The following is a 15,526-nucleotide window of genomic DNA, read 5'->3' as shown; positions in this document are numbered from 1 at the left end:
GCGCCTTTGGTTGCCTAGTCGCGATAGTCGATCCGCACCTTGGCCGCAGCAGAAGTGGCGCGCGCGACTGCCTTCTCCAGATCCACATCGCGCGCCAGCGCGACGCCCATCCGCCGGCCGGGAAGCGTTTCGGGCTTGGCGAACAGCCGCACGTCGACGGGCATGTCGGCGGCGCCGTCGCCCAGGGCTTCGGCCACCCCGGCAAAGGAAAAGGACGAGCAGGCGCGATCCGCGAGGATGACTGCCGAGGCCGCAGCGCCGGCCAGTTCGATCGCAGGGATCGGCAGGCCGAGGATCGCGCGGACATGAAGCGCGAATTCGTCGGGCGACTGGCCGATCAGCGTGACCATGCCGGTGTCGTGCGGGCGCGGGCTGAGTTCGGAGAAGATGGCGCGACCCCCGGCGACGAAGAATTCGACCCCGAACAGGCCGTGCCCGCCGAGCGCCTCGACGATGGTGCGCGCCTGCTCCTGAGCCGACGCCATCACTTCCGGGTCGATCGCGGCAGGCTGCCAGCTGGTGCGGTAGTCGCCGCCTTCCTGCACGTGGCCGATCGGCGGGCAGAACAGGATGCCGTCCCTGGTCGAGACGGTCAGCAACGTGATTTCCTGGTCGAAGGCGATGAACTCCTCGACGATCACCCGCGCACGGTCGCCGCGCATGTTGGCGACGGCATAGTCGAAGGCGGTGCCAAGCTCCTCGACGGTGCGGGCGACGCTCTGCCCCTTCCCGCTCGACGACATCACCGGCTTGACCACGGCGGGCAGGCCGACGTCGGCGGCCATCGCCTCCTCGCGGGTTTCGGCGAAAATGTAGCGCGAGGTCGTCAGGCCCAGTTCGCGCGCGGCGAATTCGCGGATGCCGTCGCGGTTCATCGTCAACTGGACCGCGCGCGCCGACGGGACGATGTGCCAGCCTTCCTGCTCGAGCTCACCGAGCATTGCGGTGTCGATCGCCTCGATCTCTGGCACGATGTGGTCGGGGCGATGCTTTTCGACTGCGGCGCGGATCGCGGCGCCGTCGAGCATGGGGAAGACCTCGAACGCGTCGGCGACCTGCATCGCGGGGGCGTTGGCGTAGCGGTCGCAAGCGATGACGCGGCAGCCGAGCCGCTTGGCGGCGATTGCCACCTCGCGTCCCAATTCGCCCGCTCCGAGCAGCATGATGGTGGCTAGATACATGGGCCGAAGCTTTAGCGGGGTTGCGCATGAATGGGGAGGCGGCAATGTTCGGCCGCGACCCGTCCTCCAGTAACGAAGGCCCTGCCCATGCGCCGACTTGCAACGCTTGCCATCCTGCCGATCGCGGCGACGCTGATGGGCCAGGCCGCGCCCTCCGCGCCGCCCGCCGCGCCCAAGTCCACGTTCGTCACGCCCGGCGGCGTGGTCGAGGCGGCGCCGGCCGGCGATTGGCGCGAGATTCCCGCGACGGACCTGCTAGTATTCGACCTTGCCGGCGACCGGCGCGTAGTGATGCAATTGGCGCCGACCTTTGCCCCGGTGCACGTCGCCAATCTTCGCGCGCTGGCGAAAGGCGGCTGGTGGGACGGCGCGAAAATCTATCGCGTGCAGGACAATTATGTCGTCCAGTGGGGCAATAACGAAAGCGAGCGATCGCTGCCCGCCGGGGTCGTCGCCAAGCCGCCGGCCGAATATCACCGCGCCTATCGCGGGCTCCGGATCACGCCGACCGGATCGCCCGATGCCTATGCGCCGGCCGCGGGCTTCGTCGACGGGTGGCCGATGGCTTATGATGCCAAGCGCGGCACCGCGAACCTTGCCCATTGCTACGGCATGGTCGGGGTCGGCCGCGACATGGCGCCCGATACGGGCACCGGCGGCGAGCTATACGCGGTGATCGGCCATGCGCCGCGCCACTTAGACCGCAACATCGCGCTGGTCGGGCGGATCGTGTCCGGGTTCGAGGCGATGACCACGCTTCCGCGCGGGACCGAGGCGCTCGGCTTCTACAAGGAGCGCTCGTCGGACGTGCCGATCGTCCGCGCACGCCTTGCTGCCGACATCCCCGCCGCCGAGCGGCCGCGCTTCGAATATCTGTCGGGCGCCTCGTTCGCGGCCTACCTCAACGCACGAAAAAACCGGCGGGACGACTTTTTCATTCGTCCCGCCGGCGGCGTCGATGTCTGCAATGTCAATCCGCCGGTAAGGGCGGTCGCAGCCCGTTAGATCAGGCGGCCCAGGCCGAGTGAATGTCGCGGTTGCGGTGCTGGATGACCGCAGGCGCATTGTGCGAACGCATGCTCGCCTCGGCCAGCGGAAGCGCCGTGGTGCAGAAGGCGCATTCGGCCGACATGCGACCGATCAGCCAGTGCGTGCGGCCGCAACCGGGGCAATGGTTGACCTGATGTTCCCGATAGACGGCGTGATATCCGCGGCCTTTGGGATCATGCGTCATGCGCAAATCTCCGAGCGTAGGGACAGAAGCCATGTGAAGTTCCTTTCGGCGGATTTGAACGACCGAAAGAAGTTTGAGTTGCATGGCCGGAACGACCTGCCCCTGCGCGGGACGCCCCGCATTCGTCGATGTGGCAATCGGGCCACGCCGGCCCAAATCGCTCAGGCGTCGAGTGCGTCGAGCTGAATTGGTTCCGCGAATTCGGCGCCAATCCGTTTGCCCGCGATCCAGCGGACGAGCGCATTCGCGCGCTCGCGGCCAGGCAGGATCAGCCAGATCCGGCTTCCGACTTCGAACTCGCCGTCGGTCTCGGCCATGAAGCCGGTGGTGCTGATGTTGAGGACGCGCGCCTCATTGCCCTCGCTGCCCAATTCGCGGACGCGAGCGTCGAGGTCGACCGGAAGACGCGGGTCGCGTCGGCGGTCGGCAGGGTCCTCGGCATCGGCAATCCGCGCCTTGATCATGACGAAACTCATCTCCACGACGTCACTCCAGCGGTTGCCCGAACCCGATACCCATCCGGCCATCCCGCCACCAGCGCACCTGACCATGAACCGCTTCGCGGTCAAGCAACTGGAGCGTTAGCGGTTCGCCGATATGCGCGTCATCGTCAAATCGGATCATCGCCCCCGAGGACGACCAGTTGACCTGCGTGACATCATGGTCACGCCCCCTCATCCGAAGCGAGCACTTGCCCTGGTCGGCGTCGACCCGCGGCTCGCTGCGATGATCGACCATGCGGCGGACCGCGCGGGGGATCATGGTGCCCTGAAGCTGGAAACGCGTCGTCACGATGGATCCCCTTGGCGCACCACGCGCCCAAGAAGTTCACCATGGATGCCAACTGCTTAAGAAGTGGTTGGCGCGGCCGAAAACTTGTCGGGAGGGCACTTCGCCCTCTGGTCGCCACCGTTCATCACATGTATTGTTGGGTGAGGGTAGCAAGCAGGGGCGCACGGGCTAGAACAGCCGGACCGCGCGAGAGCGAAATTCATAGGGGAACGAGTGATCATGATGCGTTGGAACAAGCTTGTCCTGTTTGCGGGAACGGCGTCGCTGTCGATTTCCGCGATTGCCCAGGTTGCGCCGACCGACCCGATCGCCCCCCTGCCCGCGCCGACGACCGCGGCCCCGGCCGACGTGCCGCCCCCGCCGCCGCCGCCGCCCGTGTGGCAGCCGGCGCAGGTGCAGGCGCTGATCGCCTACATCGGCGGGGTTGGCCGCGAAGGACTGACGCCGGCAGACTATAATCCGGGTGCGCTCGAGGCAGCGCTTCGCGGTGGCGATCCGGTTGCGCTGTCCGCGGCGGCGACATCGTCGTTCAACAAATTGTCGTCCGACATCGCGCTCGGACACGTTCGCGGCGATGCGCGCATCGGTTGGCATATCGTCGACAAGGATATCGACGCGACGCGCCAGCGGATGCTGCTCGACCGTGCGCTGTACGACAACCGCATTGCCGAGGCACTCAACGGCCTGCTGCCCAGCCACCCGCAATACGGCGCGCTTCGCACCGCGCTTCAGGTGACGCCGAAGGATCAGACCGCGAAGGTCAACCGGATCCGCCTCAACATGGACCGCTGGCGCTGGCTGCCGCGCGACCTTGGGCAGAAGTATATCATCGTCAACGTGCCGTCGTTTCACGCGACCCTGGTCGAGAATGGCGCGACCCGCTGGAAGCGCAAGGCGATCGCCGGCGCGATCAAGACGCCGACCCCGCAGCTTAGCGTGATGGCGACCGGCGTGATCCTCAACCCGTCGTGGGAAGTGCCGAAGAGCATCTGGCCCGAAGTGGCGGGCAAGTCGGGCTTCGTCGCGATCAAGGACAAGAACGGCAAATTCGTCCGCTGGAGCCAGCCGCCGGGACCGAGCAACGCGCTCGGCCAGCTCAAGTTCGTGATGTACAATCCGTACAACATCTATCTGCACGACACGAACGCGCGTAGCCGCTTCAACAGTCAGGTACGAGCGCTGAGCCATGGCTGCGTCCGGACCGAAGACGTGCTCGACCTGGCGACCGAACTGCTCGGCGACGATGGCGGCGAATGGACGACCGATCGCATCGCCGACACGCTCGCTTCGAAGAAGTCGAAGCAGGCGAATTTCGTCAAGCCGGTGCCGGTTCACATCGTCTATTTCAGCGCCGCCGCGCTGACCGACGGGACGATCACCGAGTATCAGGACCTCTACAAGCGCGATGCCAAGGTCATCGCCGCACTGCTCGACAACGACGGCAAGGCGCCCGGCGCCGCCCCGGCGAAGAAAGTCGCGTCGAACTAGGGCGCGACGTCAGCGGATACGGAAAGGGCGGCGCCGAGATGATCGGCGCCGCCCTTTTTATGTGGTGGAGGAGAGCGTGCCGGTCAGGCAAGCTTGTCCGCGTAGATCATGCGGCCGCCGCCGAGGCGATGCATGACGTCCCACTGGCTCTTGCGCGAAAAGGCGAAGCAGCCCTGGCTGCGGCCGAGCTTGCCATGCTGCGCGATTACGTCGGGTTCGGCATACCAGGCGTTATGGATGACGATCGCGCGATTCTCGGCATTGTTGTTGGACCAGTCGAGGCCCTTCACCCGCATCGAATGGCCGTATTTGCCTTCATAGGTTTCGCTGGTGATGTAGGTGCCGTTCGAGGTCGCTTCCGACCCCGGCTGGTTCGAGAAGCTGGCGAGGAAGCCGGTGTGGCCAAGGTCCGATCCCTTGCCGTGCGCGACGGCGTGGCTTTCGACCGTCCCGCTGGGAAGGTGGACGACGTGGAACCGCGGCAGATGCGAATGCTGCGCGAAATCGACGATGCCGATGAAATCGCGGTCGCGGATGGAATAAGCGTGGCGCGCAAGCGCGGCCTTGGCGCGCTGAAACAGCGCGGGATCAACACCGACCGGCGCCAGCGGCGCGGACGCGACGGTGGCCGGCAAGAGCGGGCGGACCGGCGGCATTGCCGACGATTGCGGCGTCATCCGGCCAAGCGGCAGGACTTGCGAGGCCGCCGCGCTGGTCAGCAGCAAGCCGCCTGCACCCGCAGCACCCAGACGCAACATTTCCCGACGATTCAAGGACATGAACTACCCCTCCGTTGAGCCCAAGCTTATACGGGAAGAAAGCTTAATCGCCGATAACGATAAGCCAGCAGTTCCAAGGGTTTATCGCGGATCGGCCACGGTTCGTCGTCGGCAGGCCGATTCCGCCTGCGCTTGAATTGCTTGGGAAGCGCTGTTAAGGGGCCGCCTTCCGCTGGGTCCAAAGGGCCGTTTCAGCGAATCATGTTCTTTGCTTGGCGACCCTGGGGCCGGATGTCCTGGCCCGGTTGCCCGGCATGCCCAACCGGTGGGCGATCGAAGGGAGTTGGACGACTTTTTATGCAGATCATCGTTCGCGACAATAATGTCGACCAGGCGCTGCGCGCGCTCAAGAAGAAGCTGCAGCGCGAAGGTGTCTATCGCGAAATGAAGCTGCGTCGTCACTACGAGAAGCCGTCGGAAAAGCGTGCGCGTGAACGTGCCGCCGCGATCCGTCGTGCTCGCAAGCTCGAGCGCAAGCGCGTCGAGCGCGAAGGCGCCCGCTAAGCCCTTCGACGCCTTCCATCGCCGCTCGCGAGGATGATTCCATGTCTGTGACCCAGGTTCCGATTCGCCCGATCGCGCGCGGCTCGATGCTCAAGCTTTGGCTGGGGATCGCGCTGCTAGCGGCGATCGCCCTTGGCGTCGCGATGATGGGCGCGGGTCGGCTGGAAGTGGTCGACGTGCAGACGATCGCGCCGGGCAAGGGTCCCGCGATCGGCGAGCAGGACGGCGTGATCATCGAATATACCGGCCGCAAGGAAGACGGGTCGGTCTTCGATTCGACCGATGGTCGCGGCCCCGCGCCGCTGCTGGTCGGACAGGTCGTTCCCGGCTTCAAGCAGGGCCTGATGCGGATGCAGCAGGGCGGCCGCTACAAGATCAAGATTCCGGGCAAGCTCGCTTACGGTCCGAACCCGCCCCCGGGCAGCCCGTTCAAGCCGAACGAGGACCTGGAATTCGACGTGCACGTCCTGCAGGTCGTCCCCAACGCCGCCGAGCAGGTCGCCGCCGCGCAGGCCGCGCAGGGCCAGCTGCCGCCCCAAGGCCTCTAGAGCGCTTTTAGGCCGGCGGCGCTTCCTGCTTCGGCGGAAGCGCGTCGCCATCGGGCGCCTTGCCCTTCCGCTTCGACAGGTCTTCCAGCGTCGTCTTGATCGTCGCGACGATCGGATCGGCGAGCAGCAGCCCCATGATCCCGAACAGCGCACCGAAGATCAGCTGCGCCGCCAGCACGAGCGCGGGCGCCAGGTCGACGGTCTTCTTCGCGACATAGGGCACGATCAGATAGCCATCGACCGTCTGCACGAACAGATAGGTCGCGATCGCCCAGATGCCCGCGTCGGTCCCGGCCGAGAAGCCGACCGCGACCATCAGCACGCCCGACACCACCGCGCCGATGTTGGGGACGAACGCGAGCAGACCGGTGAGCAGGCCGAGCAGCGCCGCCATCGGCACCCCGCCCCACATCAGCATCAGCCAGGTGCCGACGCCTTCGACGACCATGCCGAGAATCCGGCCCGCCATCAGGCGGCGTAGGACGAAGCCGACGTGGTCGCCGATCTCGTAGAAGCTGGCGCGGCTGCGGATCGGGAGCATCCAGGCGACGCCGCGATCGTAAAGCTTGGGCTCGATCGCGATGAAGATGCCGATGAACAGGATCAGGATGATCGACGAGAGCGCGCCGAACAGGGTGCTGACCGCGCTAGTCAGGCGGCCGACGCCGCCGAGCAGCTGGTTGCCCAGATTGCCGACGCCGCCTTCGGGCATCATCCCGGTGCCCGCCGCCCATTCCATGACCTTGTTGGCCTGCGCCATCACCGTCGTGCGCAACGCCCCGGCCTGTTCAGCCAGCGTCGTCCCCGCGAAATAGAAGGTCCAGGCGAGAAAGCCGAAGCCGACGATGGTCACGATCGCCAGTCGCCAGCCGCGTCCGATCGGAAGCACCCGCCCGAGCAGACGGGTCCCGCCGTCGAGGATGATCGCGAACACCATCCCGCCGATGATCAGCAGGATCGGCTGCGCCAGCCAGATCACCCCGACGATCATCAGCGCGATGCCGAGCCAGATGATCGCCTTGCGCGATTCGGTGCGGGTCAGCGAATCCGAGAAGTCGGCGGGGCCGGGCTTTTCGACATGATGGTGATGCTCATGCGTAGTCGCTTCGGTCATTGGGCTTGGCCTTCCTCGACCGGATGAAGCGAGCGGCCGGCACGGCCCCCGCGAAATGCCTGCAGCCAGGTCAGCGGGTTCAACGTCGTCGTGCCGTCGAGGCTGAAGGTGATAAACTCGGCGCGGCCGCCGATATTCTCGATCGGCACCGGACCGCCGAGCCCGTTGTTGGGCGCGCCGAGCGCATAGCGGCTGTCACTGCTGTGATCGCGGTTGTCGCCCATCAGGAAGACATGGTCGGCCGGTATGCGCGTGGCGGGAAAGTCGTCGCCGGGGCTGCGCCCGTCCTCGATCGTGTCGTAGCTCGCGCCATTGGGAAGCGTTTCGCGCACCAAAGGCAGGCGGCAGTAGCTGCCGCTCGGCGTGTCGACGCGGCGGTCCCAGAAATTGTTGAAGCTGCACGGCGCATTGGCGTCGACGGGCACCATCGCCGGCGGCACGACCTGCGCGCGGACCGGCTTGCCGTTGAGGATCAGACGTCCGCCGCGAACCTCGACGGTGTCGCCGGGAAGACCGATCACGCGCTTGATATAATCCTCATTCTGGCCGGGCGGCGTGACGATGACGATGTCGCCGCGGTCGGGAACGCGGCCAAGCACCCGCCCCTTCATGAAAGGCAAGGTCACCCCCCACGGCTCCGCCGGCCCGCGCAGCACCAGCGTGCGGAAGATGGCGGCGGGATTAGGGATGGTCGGCGAGACGAACGACCAGCCGTAGGGATATTTGCTGACCACCAGCCGATCGCCGGTGAGCAGGGTCGGCATCATCGATTCCGAGGGAATGTAGAAGGGCTTGGCCACGAAGCTGTGGAAGGCGAGTACCGCCAGCAAGACCCAAAACAGCCCCTTCACTTCGCGCCAGATCGCGCTTCCGCGGCTTTCCTTGGCGGGAGGTGCGGCGGTGTCAGTGGAGGGGGGAGCGGCGGCGGCGACCGGCTCGGACGTGTCGGACAATCAGGGCTCCATCTTGCGAGCGGTCAGAATGACGAAGGCCTGCGCCCACGGATGGTCGTCGGTCATCGTCAGATGCACGTCGATGGCGTGGCCCGGCGGGGCCAAGGCGTCAAGCCGGGCCTTGGCGCCACCCGTCAGCGCGAGCGTCGGCGCGCCCGACGGCGCATTGACGACGCCGATGTCCTTCATGAATACCCCGCGCTTGAACCCGGTGCCGACCGCTTTCGAGAAAGCTTCCTTGGCGGCGAACCGCTTGGCCAGCGTTCCCGCGGCGGTGAACGGGCGTCGCTCCGCCTTTGCCCGTTCGACGTCGGTGAAGACGCGAAGCAGGAAGCGCTCGCCGAACCGGTCGACCGACGCCTGGATGCGCTCGATATTGCACAGGTCGCTGCCGATGCCGACGATCATCGAGCGGCATCCATGAGCGCCCGCATTTGCCGGACGCTGTTTTCCAGTCCGACAAAGATCGCCTCCCCGATCAGGAAGTGACCGATGTTGAGTTCGGCGAGTTGCGGAATCGCGGCGATCGGCGCGACATTGTCGAACGTCAGGCCGTGGCCCGCGTGCGGTTCGATCCCGTTCTTCGCGGCCAGCGCGGCGGCGTCGGCAATCCGGCGCAATTCCATCTCCCGTTCGTCGCCCTCGACATGGGCGAAGCGTCCGGTGTGAAACTCGATCACGGGGGCGCCGAGGCGCAAGGCGGCTTCGATCTGACGCGCGTCGGGTTCGATGAACAGCGACACGCGGATGCCCGCATCGGACAGCCGCGCGACATAAGGGCTGAGCATCTCGAACTGCCCCGCAGCGTCGAGACCGCCCTCGGTGGTGCGCTCCTCGCGCTTTTCGGGGACGATGCAGGCGGCGTGCGGTCGATGCGCGAGCGCGATGCCCAGCATTTCCTCGGTCGCTGCCATTTCCAGGTTCAGCGGAAGGTCGATCGACGCCATCAGCCGGTCGATGTCGCCATCGGTGATGTGGCGCCGATCTTCGCGTAAGTGAGCGGTGATCCCGTCGGCCCCGCCAGCCGCCGCGGTCAGTGCGGCATGGACCGGGTCGGGATGCGAACCGCCACGCGCATTCCTGATGGTCGCGACATGGTCGATGTTGACGCCAAGGCGCAGCGGGCGGTTCACGCCGAGCGGCTGCCCGGCTTGATGGCGGGCACGGCCGCGAGTTCGGGCGGCAGGCCGTCGGCGGTGTAGGTGGGGACGTCGATGCGGATCAGCGGGGTAAACGGCACGCCAAGCTCGACCGTGCCGCCCGACCGATCGACCAGCGAGGCGGCGGCGACGACCTTGCCGCCGGCTTCCTCGATCGCGCGGATCGCTTCCTTGCTCGACAGGCCGGTGGTGACGACGTCCTCGACCATCAGCACGCGCTCGCCCGGCTCGAGCGCAAATCCGCGGCGGAGGTAGAACTCGCCCTCGGGCCGCTCGACGAACATCGCGCGCTTGCCCAGCGCGCGGCCCATTTCGTGGCCGATGATCACCCCGCCCATCGCCGGGGAGACGACCGCGTCGACCGACTCCGCAATGTCGCGCGGAAGCTTGGCGGCGAGCGCGGCAGCGAGGCGGGAAGCGCGCTTGGCGTCCATCAACACCCGCGCGCATTGCAGGTAACGCGGGCTGTGCAGCCCCGACGACAGGATGAAGTGACCTTCAAGGAGCGCGTCGGCGTCGCGGAATTCCGCCAAAATCTCGTCGTCGGTCATGCTTGCTCCCACCACTTTCATGCACCGGGATAAGGCCCGCGCGCGCCCCCCGCAATGGCCGCGACGGACCGTGTAGGAAGAGCGCTTGAGGGCAGGGAATGTCCCGCCTATAAGGCCGCGAATTTCATAGGCCCGTCGCGCGCGACGGACTTCGACCAATACGCATCATATCGGGGTGACGATGAACTTTAAGGGATGGATGATCGCCTTGGCCGCCGCCGGGCTTACTCCAGCAGCAGCGGTCGCCCAGGCGCCTGCTCCGGCGCCGACCACGGCCGCGCCAGCCGCGACTCCGGCTGCTCCCCCCGTCGCCGAACCGACCGCCGCCGCGCCAGCGCCCGCGACCGCCGCTCCGGCTGCGACGCCGGCACCCGCCCCGTCGATCGACTTCGCCGCGCCGACCCCCGGCATCGGCGTTCCCGACGGCCGCATGGGCCTTCAGGACCAAGTGACCGCGGTCGGACAGCGCGCCGCCTGGTTCCATGACGGCCCCCTGCTGTGGATGTGCATCGCGATCAGCGTCTTCGTGCTGGTCCTGCTGGCCTACACCATGTTCCGGTTCCGTCGCGGGGCGAACCCGACGCCGTCGCGCACCAGCCACAATGTCGCGCTGGAAGTGGCATGGACGCTGATCCCGGTCGCGATCCTCGTCGCGCTGGCGATCCCGTCGATCCGGCTGATCCGCGCGCAGTACAGTCCGCCGGCCGCCGACGTGACGATCAAGGTCATCGGCAACCAGTGGTACTGGACCTATCAATATCCCGACAACGGCGGGTTCGAAATCGTTTCGAACATGCTGAAGGAACAAAAAGAAGTGAAGGCGGGCGAACGCTTCCGCACCGACGCCGACGGCCCGCCGCTGCTGGCGGTGGACGAGCGGATCGTCATTCCGGTCGGCCGCGTGGTGAAGTTCATCGTCACCTCGAACGACGTGATCCACAGCTTTGCCGTCCCGGCCTTCTGGACCAAGATGGACGCGACCCCGGGCCGCCTCAACGAAACCTGGGTCAAGGTCGATCGTCCGGGCGTCTACTTCGGTCAGTGCAGCGAGCTTTGCGGCGCGCGTCACGGCTACATGCCGATCGCGGTCGAGGTCGTCGACGACGCCACCTTCAATCGCTGGCTGGCATCGAAGGGCGGACAGCCGAGGGGCGCCGCACCGGCGGCAACCCCCGCCGCGGCACCGGCAGCAGCAGCCATTCCGGCTGCGACGCCCGCCGCGACCAACGACAACGACGTCGCCATCGAACAGCCGGCGCTGAACCAAGCCACCCCGGCACAGAATTAAGACAGCGGAAACGAGAAGATCATGAGCACTATTCCCGCCGACGCGCTTCCGCTGAAGGCCCACGACGATGCCGCGCACGCGCATCACGACGCGGACCACAAGCCGGGCTTCTTCGCCCGCTGGTTCATGTCGACCAACCACAAGGACATCGGCACGCTGTACCTGATCTTCGCGATCATCGCGGGGATCATCGGCGGCGCCATTTCGGGCGTGATGCGCGCCGAACTGGCCGAACCGGGCATCCAGATCCTGACCGGCGCCTGGCCGCTCGGTGCGGGCAGCGCCAACTTCGACGAGGCGCTCCACCACTGGAACGTCCTGATCACCGCCCACGGCTTGATCATGGTCTTCTTCATGGTCATGCCCGCGATGATCGGCGGCTTCGGCAACTGGTTCGTTCCGATCATGATCGGCGCGCCCGATATGGCGTTCCCGCGCATGAACAACGTGTCGTTCTGGCTGCTCGTCCCGGCTTTCTTGCTTCTCCTCGGCTCTGCCTTCGTCACCGGCGGCACCGGGCTTGGCGCGGGCACCGGCTGGACCGTCTACGCACCGCTGTCGACCAGCGGATCGTCGGGTCCGGCGGTCGACATGGCGATCTTCTCGCTTCACCTCGCGGGCGCCAGCTCGATCCTGGGTGCGATCAACTTCATCACCACCATCTTCAACATGCGCGCGCCGGGGATGACCCTGCACAAGATGCCGCTGTTCGTGTGGTCGGTGTTGATCACCGCCTTCCTGCTGCTGCTGGCGCTTCCGGTCCTGGCCGGCGCGATCACGATGCTGCTGACCGACCGCAATTTCGGCACGACCTTCTTCGACGCGTCGGGCGGCGGCGATCCTGTGCTTTACCAGCACCTGTTCTGGTTCTTCGGTCACCCCGAAGTGTACATCATGATCCTGCCGGGCTTCGGCATCGTCAGCCAGATCATCGCCACCTTCAGCCGCAAGCCCGTCTTCGGCTATCTCGGCATGGCCTACGCCATGGTCGCGATCGGCGTGGTCGGCTTCGTCGTGTGGGCGCACCACATGTTCACGATCGGCATGGACGTGAACACCAAGATGTACTTCACCGCCGCGACGATGATCATCGCGGTCCCGACCGGCGTGAAGATCTTCTCGTGGATCGCCACCATGTGGGGCGGATCGATCAGCTTCGAAACGCCGATGCTGTGGGCGATCGGCTTCATCTTCCTGTTCACCGTGGGCGGCGTCACCGGCGTCGTGCTCGCGAACGGGGGTGTCGATAACTACATGCACGACACCTATTACGTCGTGGCGCACTTCCACTACGTGCTGAGCCTGGGTGCGGTGTTCGCGCTGTTCGCCGGATTCTACTACTGGTTCGGCAAGATGTTCGGGAAGATGTACAACGAGCTGCTCGGCAAGCTGCACTTCTTCGTCATGTTCATCGGCGTGAACCTGATCTTCTTCCCGCAGCACTTCCTCGGCCTCGACGGCATGCCGCGGCGTATCCCGGACTACTCGCCGGCGTTCGCCTACTGGAACCAGATCTCGACGATCGGCTACATGGTGATGGCGTCGGGCATGGTGATCTTCTTCATCAACGTCATCTGGTCGCTCGCCGCGGGCAAGAAGGCGCCGGACAATTACTGGGGCGAAGGCGCGACGACGCTGGAATGGACGCTGACCAGCCCGCCGCCGTTCCACCAGTTCGAGACGCTGCCCAAGATCGACTGACGCGGGTGAAGTCTGAACGACAACAGGGGGGACCCGGGAAGGCCAGTACGGCGTTCCCGGGTCCGTTCGTATCAGGGGTTTGAAATGCGTCTCTTTCGGTCGGCCTTGGCGATGGGCGTGGCAATTTTCATGACGGGATGCTCCGACAGCAGCGATGGGCCAAGCGCAGCCCAGACCGAAGAGACGGTGGCCAAGGAGGCCCGCAACGCCGTCGCGCTGTCGATGCAGGCGGTAGGGGGGAGCGGCGCCAAAGCGGACGCGCGCTGGTTCAGCTGCGTTCAGGGCATGGCGTGGAAGTATGACGGCGGCGGGACCTTCCGAGCCCCGGAGGGCAACGAAGCCGCCCAGCTGGAGGCGATCCGCACGGCACTGACCCGGGCCGGATATACCGATACGACCAAGGTCGATCGCAAAGTCGTCGTCGGGCGCGGCGACTTTTCGTTTGTCATCTACCTACGCCTGCGGAGTGCGAAGTACGAACCGCACTGGGCCTTCTCGTTCAGCTCGCCATGCAAAGGCTACCCCAGCGCCGACCGGAAGCGGATCGATTCGGCCGCCCGGCCTCGCGATACCGTTCTGCCCTAGTCCGGGCTGGTCGAAGGGGGCGGCTGCATCAAACTCCGCGGGTCAACCCTTGGCCCATCCCTTGGCCGCGGGTTCGAGCGTGTCGAGGAATGCCGCGGCACTGTCGCGGTAAGCCTCGCGAACCTCAGGCTTCATCCGGTCCCAATTGGCGTACATCTGCACCATCCGCCGATTACGCCGAAAGCGCTTCTCGTGCCGCGCCAGAAAATCCCAGTAGAGCGCGTTGAACGGACAGGCGTCGGGGCCGGTCTTCTTCTTCACGTCGTAGCGGCAGCGCGCGCAATGGTCGGACATGCGGTTGATGTAGGCGCCTCCCCCGGCATAGGGCTTGGTCGCTAGCCGCCCGCCGTCGGCGTGCTGGCTCATGCCGATAACGTTGGGCAGTTCGACCCATTCGTAGGCGTCGACGTAGACGACCAGGAACCAGTCGGCGACGTCCTGTGGCCGCACCCCTGCCAGCATCGCGAAATTGCCGAGCACCATCAGGCGCTGGATGTGGTGCGCGTAACCGTGATCGCGGGTGTTTCGCACCGCTTCGGCCATGCACAGCATGTCGGTCTCGCCGGTCCAGTAGAATTCGGGAAGCGGGCGCGTTGCCTCCAGCGCGTTGGCGTCGGCGACCTCTGGCATTTCGAGCCAATAATAACCGCGCACATATTCACGCCAGCCGATGATCTGGCGGATGAAGCCTTCGGCGGCGTTGAGCGGGACGTCGCCCGCCTCATAAGCGTCGGCCGCAGCGGTGGCGACCTCGAGCGGGGTGAGCAGGCCGAGATTGATCGCCGGGCTGAGCCAGCTGTGGAACAGCCAGTCCTGACCCGTGACCATCGCGTCCTGATAGGTGCCGAAGTCGGGCAAGGCGGTGCGGATGAAGTGGCCGAGCGCGCGCCGCGCCTGTGCGGCGGTGACCGGCAGCTCGAATTTCTCCAGCCGACCGAAGTGGCTGCCGAAGCGCTTGGCGACCAGCGCCATTACCTCGTCGGTGATCGCATCGGGCGCGAAGTGCATCGGTTCGGGATAGTTGGTCCCACGCCTTGGCGGCGCGCGATTGTCCTTGTCGAGATTCCACTGGCCGCCCTCGGGCTTGCCATCGGCAGTCATCAACAGCCCGGTCTTGCGCCGCATGTCGCGATAGAAGAATTCCATCATCAGGTCGTTGCGCGCCTGCGCCCAGGTCTGGAACTCCAGCGTCGAGCAGATGAAGCGGTCGTCGGGAACGATGTCGACGGGAAGCCCAAACGCCTTGGCCCAGCCGTTCATCGCGGTCCGCACCCGCCATTCGCCCGGCTCGACCACCCGGATCGCCGAGGGGCGGTGACGGGCGACCGCGCGCTCGACTTCGCCGGTGAAGCTGCCGCTGTTGCCATGATCGTCGAGGCGGACGTAATCGACCGTCCAGCCGGCCTCGGCCAGTTCCTCGGCGAAATGCCGCATCGCGGACAGGACGAGCGCAATCTTGCGCTGGTGATGGCGGACGTAGGTCGTTTCTTCGACGACCTCCATCATCAGCACCACCGCCTCTCCTCGATCGATGTCGCGCATCGACGCGAGGTCGTGCGACAATTGGTCGCCAAGAATGGGGATGAGGACGGTCATCGCGGCGGACAACGCGCCGGACGTGCGGCGGTTACCGCACGCATCGACTTGC

The 15,526-nt window shown here is 66.0% G+C and carries 18 protein-coding genes; 7 read left to right on the top strand and 11 right to left on the bottom strand.

Annotated elements, in window-relative coordinates:
* Nucleotides 1-14 precede the first annotated feature (14 nt).
* Entirely contained in the window at nt 15-1,181 is a 1,167-nt protein-coding gene (gene purT, locus SH584_RS08535) for a formate-dependent phosphoribosylglycinamide formyltransferase (protein ID WP_324806302.1), read from the bottom strand.
* A gap of 87 nt (nt 1,182-1,268) precedes the next feature.
* Between purT and SH584_RS08530 the strand changes: the two genes are divergently transcribed.
* Nucleotides 1,269-2,186, top strand: a complete 918-nt coding sequence (locus tag SH584_RS08530) for a peptidylprolyl isomerase (RefSeq protein ID WP_324806301.1) — start codon at nt 1,269-1,271, stop codon at nt 2,184-2,186.
* A gap of 1 nt (nt 2,187) precedes the next feature.
* Here SH584_RS08530 and SH584_RS08525 read toward each other — a convergent pair whose 3' ends face one another.
* The 3 genes from SH584_RS08525 to SH584_RS08515 form a co-directional block, all read right to left on the bottom strand.
* Nucleotides 2,188-2,415, bottom strand: coding sequence for a hypothetical protein (locus SH584_RS08525; RefSeq protein WP_324806299.1), 228 nt, complete (start codon nt 2,413-2,415; stop codon nt 2,188-2,190).
* Nucleotides 2,416-2,576: 161 nt separating this feature from the next.
* Nucleotides 2,577-2,891 (bottom strand): PilZ domain-containing protein, encoded by a 315-nt coding sequence (locus SH584_RS08520; RefSeq protein WP_324809542.1) that lies wholly within the window; start codon nt 2,889-2,891, stop codon nt 2,577-2,579.
* A gap of 10 nt (nt 2,892-2,901) precedes the next feature.
* Complete coding sequence (locus SH584_RS08515) at nt 2,902-3,207, bottom strand: PilZ domain-containing protein (RefSeq protein WP_324806298.1); 306 nt, start codon at nt 3,205-3,207, stop codon at nt 2,902-2,904.
* A 222-nt stretch (nt 3,208-3,429) separates the two neighbouring features.
* On the opposite strand from SH584_RS08515, the gene SH584_RS08510 reads away from it, so the two are divergent.
* Nucleotides 3,430-4,695 carry a L,D-transpeptidase family protein gene (locus SH584_RS08510; protein ID WP_324806297.1) on the top strand — a complete coding sequence of 422 codons (1,266 nt, stop codon included), beginning with the start codon at nt 3,430-3,432 and terminating at the stop codon, nt 4,693-4,695.
* Between the two features lie 83 nt (nt 4,696-4,778).
* Here SH584_RS08510 and SH584_RS08505 read toward each other — a convergent pair whose 3' ends face one another.
* Entirely contained in the window at nt 4,779-5,453 is a 675-nt protein-coding gene (locus SH584_RS08505) for a murein L,D-transpeptidase catalytic domain family protein (protein WP_324806296.1), read from the bottom strand.
* A gap of 318 nt (nt 5,454-5,771) precedes the next feature.
* Here SH584_RS08505 and rpsU point away from each other — a divergent pair, with 318 nt between their 5' ends.
* Nucleotides 5,772-5,978: a 30S ribosomal protein S21 gene (gene rpsU / locus SH584_RS08500; protein ID WP_294007032.1), complete on the top strand. Its 207-nt coding sequence runs from the start codon at nt 5,772-5,774 to the stop codon at nt 5,976-5,978.
* 41 nt (nt 5,979-6,019) lie between these two features.
* The gene (locus SH584_RS08495) at nt 6,020-6,526 is read left to right on the top strand and encodes an FKBP-type peptidyl-prolyl cis-trans isomerase (RefSeq protein WP_322841629.1); all 507 of its coding nucleotides are present in this window, start codon (nt 6,020-6,022) and stop codon (nt 6,524-6,526) included.
* Nucleotides 6,527-6,533: 7 nt separating this feature from the next.
* Here the strand turns inward: SH584_RS08495 and SH584_RS08490 are convergent, their stop codons facing one another.
* From SH584_RS08490 to pyrE, 5 genes are read right to left on the bottom strand one after another with little or no spacing between them, the layout of a single operon-like run.
* Nucleotides 6,534-7,640, bottom strand: a complete 1,107-nt coding sequence (locus SH584_RS08490) for an AI-2E family transporter (RefSeq protein WP_322841630.1) — start codon at nt 7,638-7,640, stop codon at nt 6,534-6,536.
* The gene (lepB, locus tag SH584_RS08485; protein ID WP_416385127.1) at nt 7,637-8,593 is read right to left on the bottom strand and encodes a signal peptidase I; all 957 of its coding nucleotides are present in this window, start codon (nt 8,591-8,593) and stop codon (nt 7,637-7,639) included. Before lepB ends, SH584_RS08490 begins: the two co-directional genes overlap by 4 nt.
* A complete protein-coding gene (acpS, locus tag SH584_RS08480; protein WP_324806292.1) occupies nt 8,594-9,001 on the bottom strand; it encodes a holo-ACP synthase in 408 nt (135 codons plus the stop codon).
* The gene (locus tag SH584_RS08475) at nt 8,998-9,726 is read right to left on the bottom strand and encodes a pyridoxine 5'-phosphate synthase (RefSeq protein ID WP_324806291.1); all 729 of its coding nucleotides are present in this window, start codon (nt 9,724-9,726) and stop codon (nt 8,998-9,000) included. The genes acpS and SH584_RS08475 overlap by 4 nt, the downstream gene beginning before the upstream one ends.
* Entirely contained in the window at nt 9,723-10,304 is a 582-nt protein-coding gene (gene pyrE, locus SH584_RS08470) for an orotate phosphoribosyltransferase (protein ID WP_324806290.1), read from the bottom strand. Before pyrE ends, SH584_RS08475 begins: the two co-directional genes overlap by 4 nt.
* Before the next feature lie 181 nt (nt 10,305-10,485).
* Here pyrE and coxB point away from each other — a divergent pair, with 181 nt between their 5' ends.
* From coxB to SH584_RS08455, 3 genes are all read left to right on the top strand, one after another.
* The gene (coxB, locus tag SH584_RS08465; RefSeq protein ID WP_324806289.1) at nt 10,486-11,592 is read left to right on the top strand and encodes a cytochrome c oxidase subunit II; all 1,107 of its coding nucleotides are present in this window, start codon (nt 10,486-10,488) and stop codon (nt 11,590-11,592) included.
* A gap of 21 nt (nt 11,593-11,613) precedes the next feature.
* Complete coding sequence (gene ctaD / locus SH584_RS08460) at nt 11,614-13,293, top strand: cytochrome c oxidase subunit I (protein WP_322841636.1); 1,680 nt, start codon at nt 11,614-11,616, stop codon at nt 13,291-13,293.
* An 84-nt stretch (nt 13,294-13,377) separates the two neighbouring features.
* Nucleotides 13,378-13,878: a hypothetical protein gene (locus SH584_RS08455; RefSeq protein ID WP_324806286.1), complete on the top strand. Its 501-nt coding sequence runs from the start codon at nt 13,378-13,380 to the stop codon at nt 13,876-13,878.
* A gap of 42 nt (nt 13,879-13,920) precedes the next feature.
* On the opposite strand, the gene SH584_RS08450 is transcribed toward SH584_RS08455, so the two are convergent.
* Nucleotides 13,921-15,474: a cryptochrome/photolyase family protein gene (locus SH584_RS08450; RefSeq protein WP_324806284.1), complete on the bottom strand. Its 1,554-nt coding sequence runs from the start codon at nt 15,472-15,474 to the stop codon at nt 13,921-13,923.
* Nucleotides 15,475-15,526: the final 52 nt, after the last annotated feature.

Origin of the sequence: Sphingomonas sp. LY29 (assembly GCF_035593985.1) — a bacterium.
Taxonomy (GTDB): Bacteria; Pseudomonadota; Alphaproteobacteria; order Sphingomonadales; family Sphingomonadaceae; genus Sphingomicrobium.
Note: the sequence above shows the minus strand (reverse complement) of the source record. Positions and strands in the feature narration are given on the sequence as shown.

Excerpts from the sequence above, each read along its gene's own strand:
- purT (WP_324806302.1), bottom strand. The coding sequence starts at position 1,181 with ATGTATCTAGCCACCATCATGCTGCTCGGAGCGGGCGAATTGGGACGC.
- SH584_RS08530 (WP_324806301.1), top strand. The coding sequence starts at position 1,269 with ATGCGCCGACTTGCAACGCTTGCCATCCTGCCGATCGCGGCGACGCTG.
- SH584_RS08525 (WP_324806299.1), bottom strand. The coding sequence starts at position 2,415 with ATGACGCATGATCCCAAAGGCCGCGGATATCACGCCGTCTATCGGGAA.
- SH584_RS08520 (WP_324809542.1), bottom strand. The coding sequence starts at position 2,891 with ATGAGTTTCGTCATGATCAAGGCGCGGATTGCCGATGCCGAGGACCCT.
- SH584_RS08510 (WP_324806297.1), top strand. The coding sequence starts at position 3,430 with ATGCGTTGGAACAAGCTTGTCCTGTTTGCGGGAACGGCGTCGCTGTCG.
- SH584_RS08505 (WP_324806296.1), bottom strand. The coding sequence starts at position 5,453 with ATGTTGCGTCTGGGTGCTGCGGGTGCAGGCGGCTTGCTGCTGACCAGC.
- rpsU (WP_294007032.1), top strand. The coding sequence starts at position 5,772 with ATGCAGATCATCGTTCGCGACAATAATGTCGACCAGGCGCTGCGCGCG.
- SH584_RS08495 (WP_322841629.1), top strand. The coding sequence starts at position 6,020 with ATGTCTGTGACCCAGGTTCCGATTCGCCCGATCGCGCGCGGCTCGATG.
- SH584_RS08490 (WP_322841630.1), bottom strand. The coding sequence starts at position 7,640 with ATGACCGAAGCGACTACGCATGAGCATCACCATCATGTCGAAAAGCCC.
- acpS (WP_324806292.1), bottom strand. The coding sequence starts at position 9,001 with ATGATCGTCGGCATCGGCAGCGACCTGTGCAATATCGAGCGCATCCAG.
- pyrE (WP_324806290.1), bottom strand. The coding sequence starts at position 10,304 with ATGACCGACGACGAGATTTTGGCGGAATTCCGCGACGCCGACGCGCTC.
- coxB (WP_324806289.1), top strand. The coding sequence starts at position 10,486 with ATGAACTTTAAGGGATGGATGATCGCCTTGGCCGCCGCCGGGCTTACT.
- ctaD (WP_322841636.1), top strand. The coding sequence starts at position 11,614 with ATGAGCACTATTCCCGCCGACGCGCTTCCGCTGAAGGCCCACGACGAT.
- SH584_RS08455 (WP_324806286.1), top strand. The coding sequence starts at position 13,378 with ATGCGTCTCTTTCGGTCGGCCTTGGCGATGGGCGTGGCAATTTTCATG.
- SH584_RS08450 (WP_324806284.1), bottom strand. The coding sequence starts at position 15,474 with ATGACCGTCCTCATCCCCATTCTTGGCGACCAATTGTCGCACGACCTC.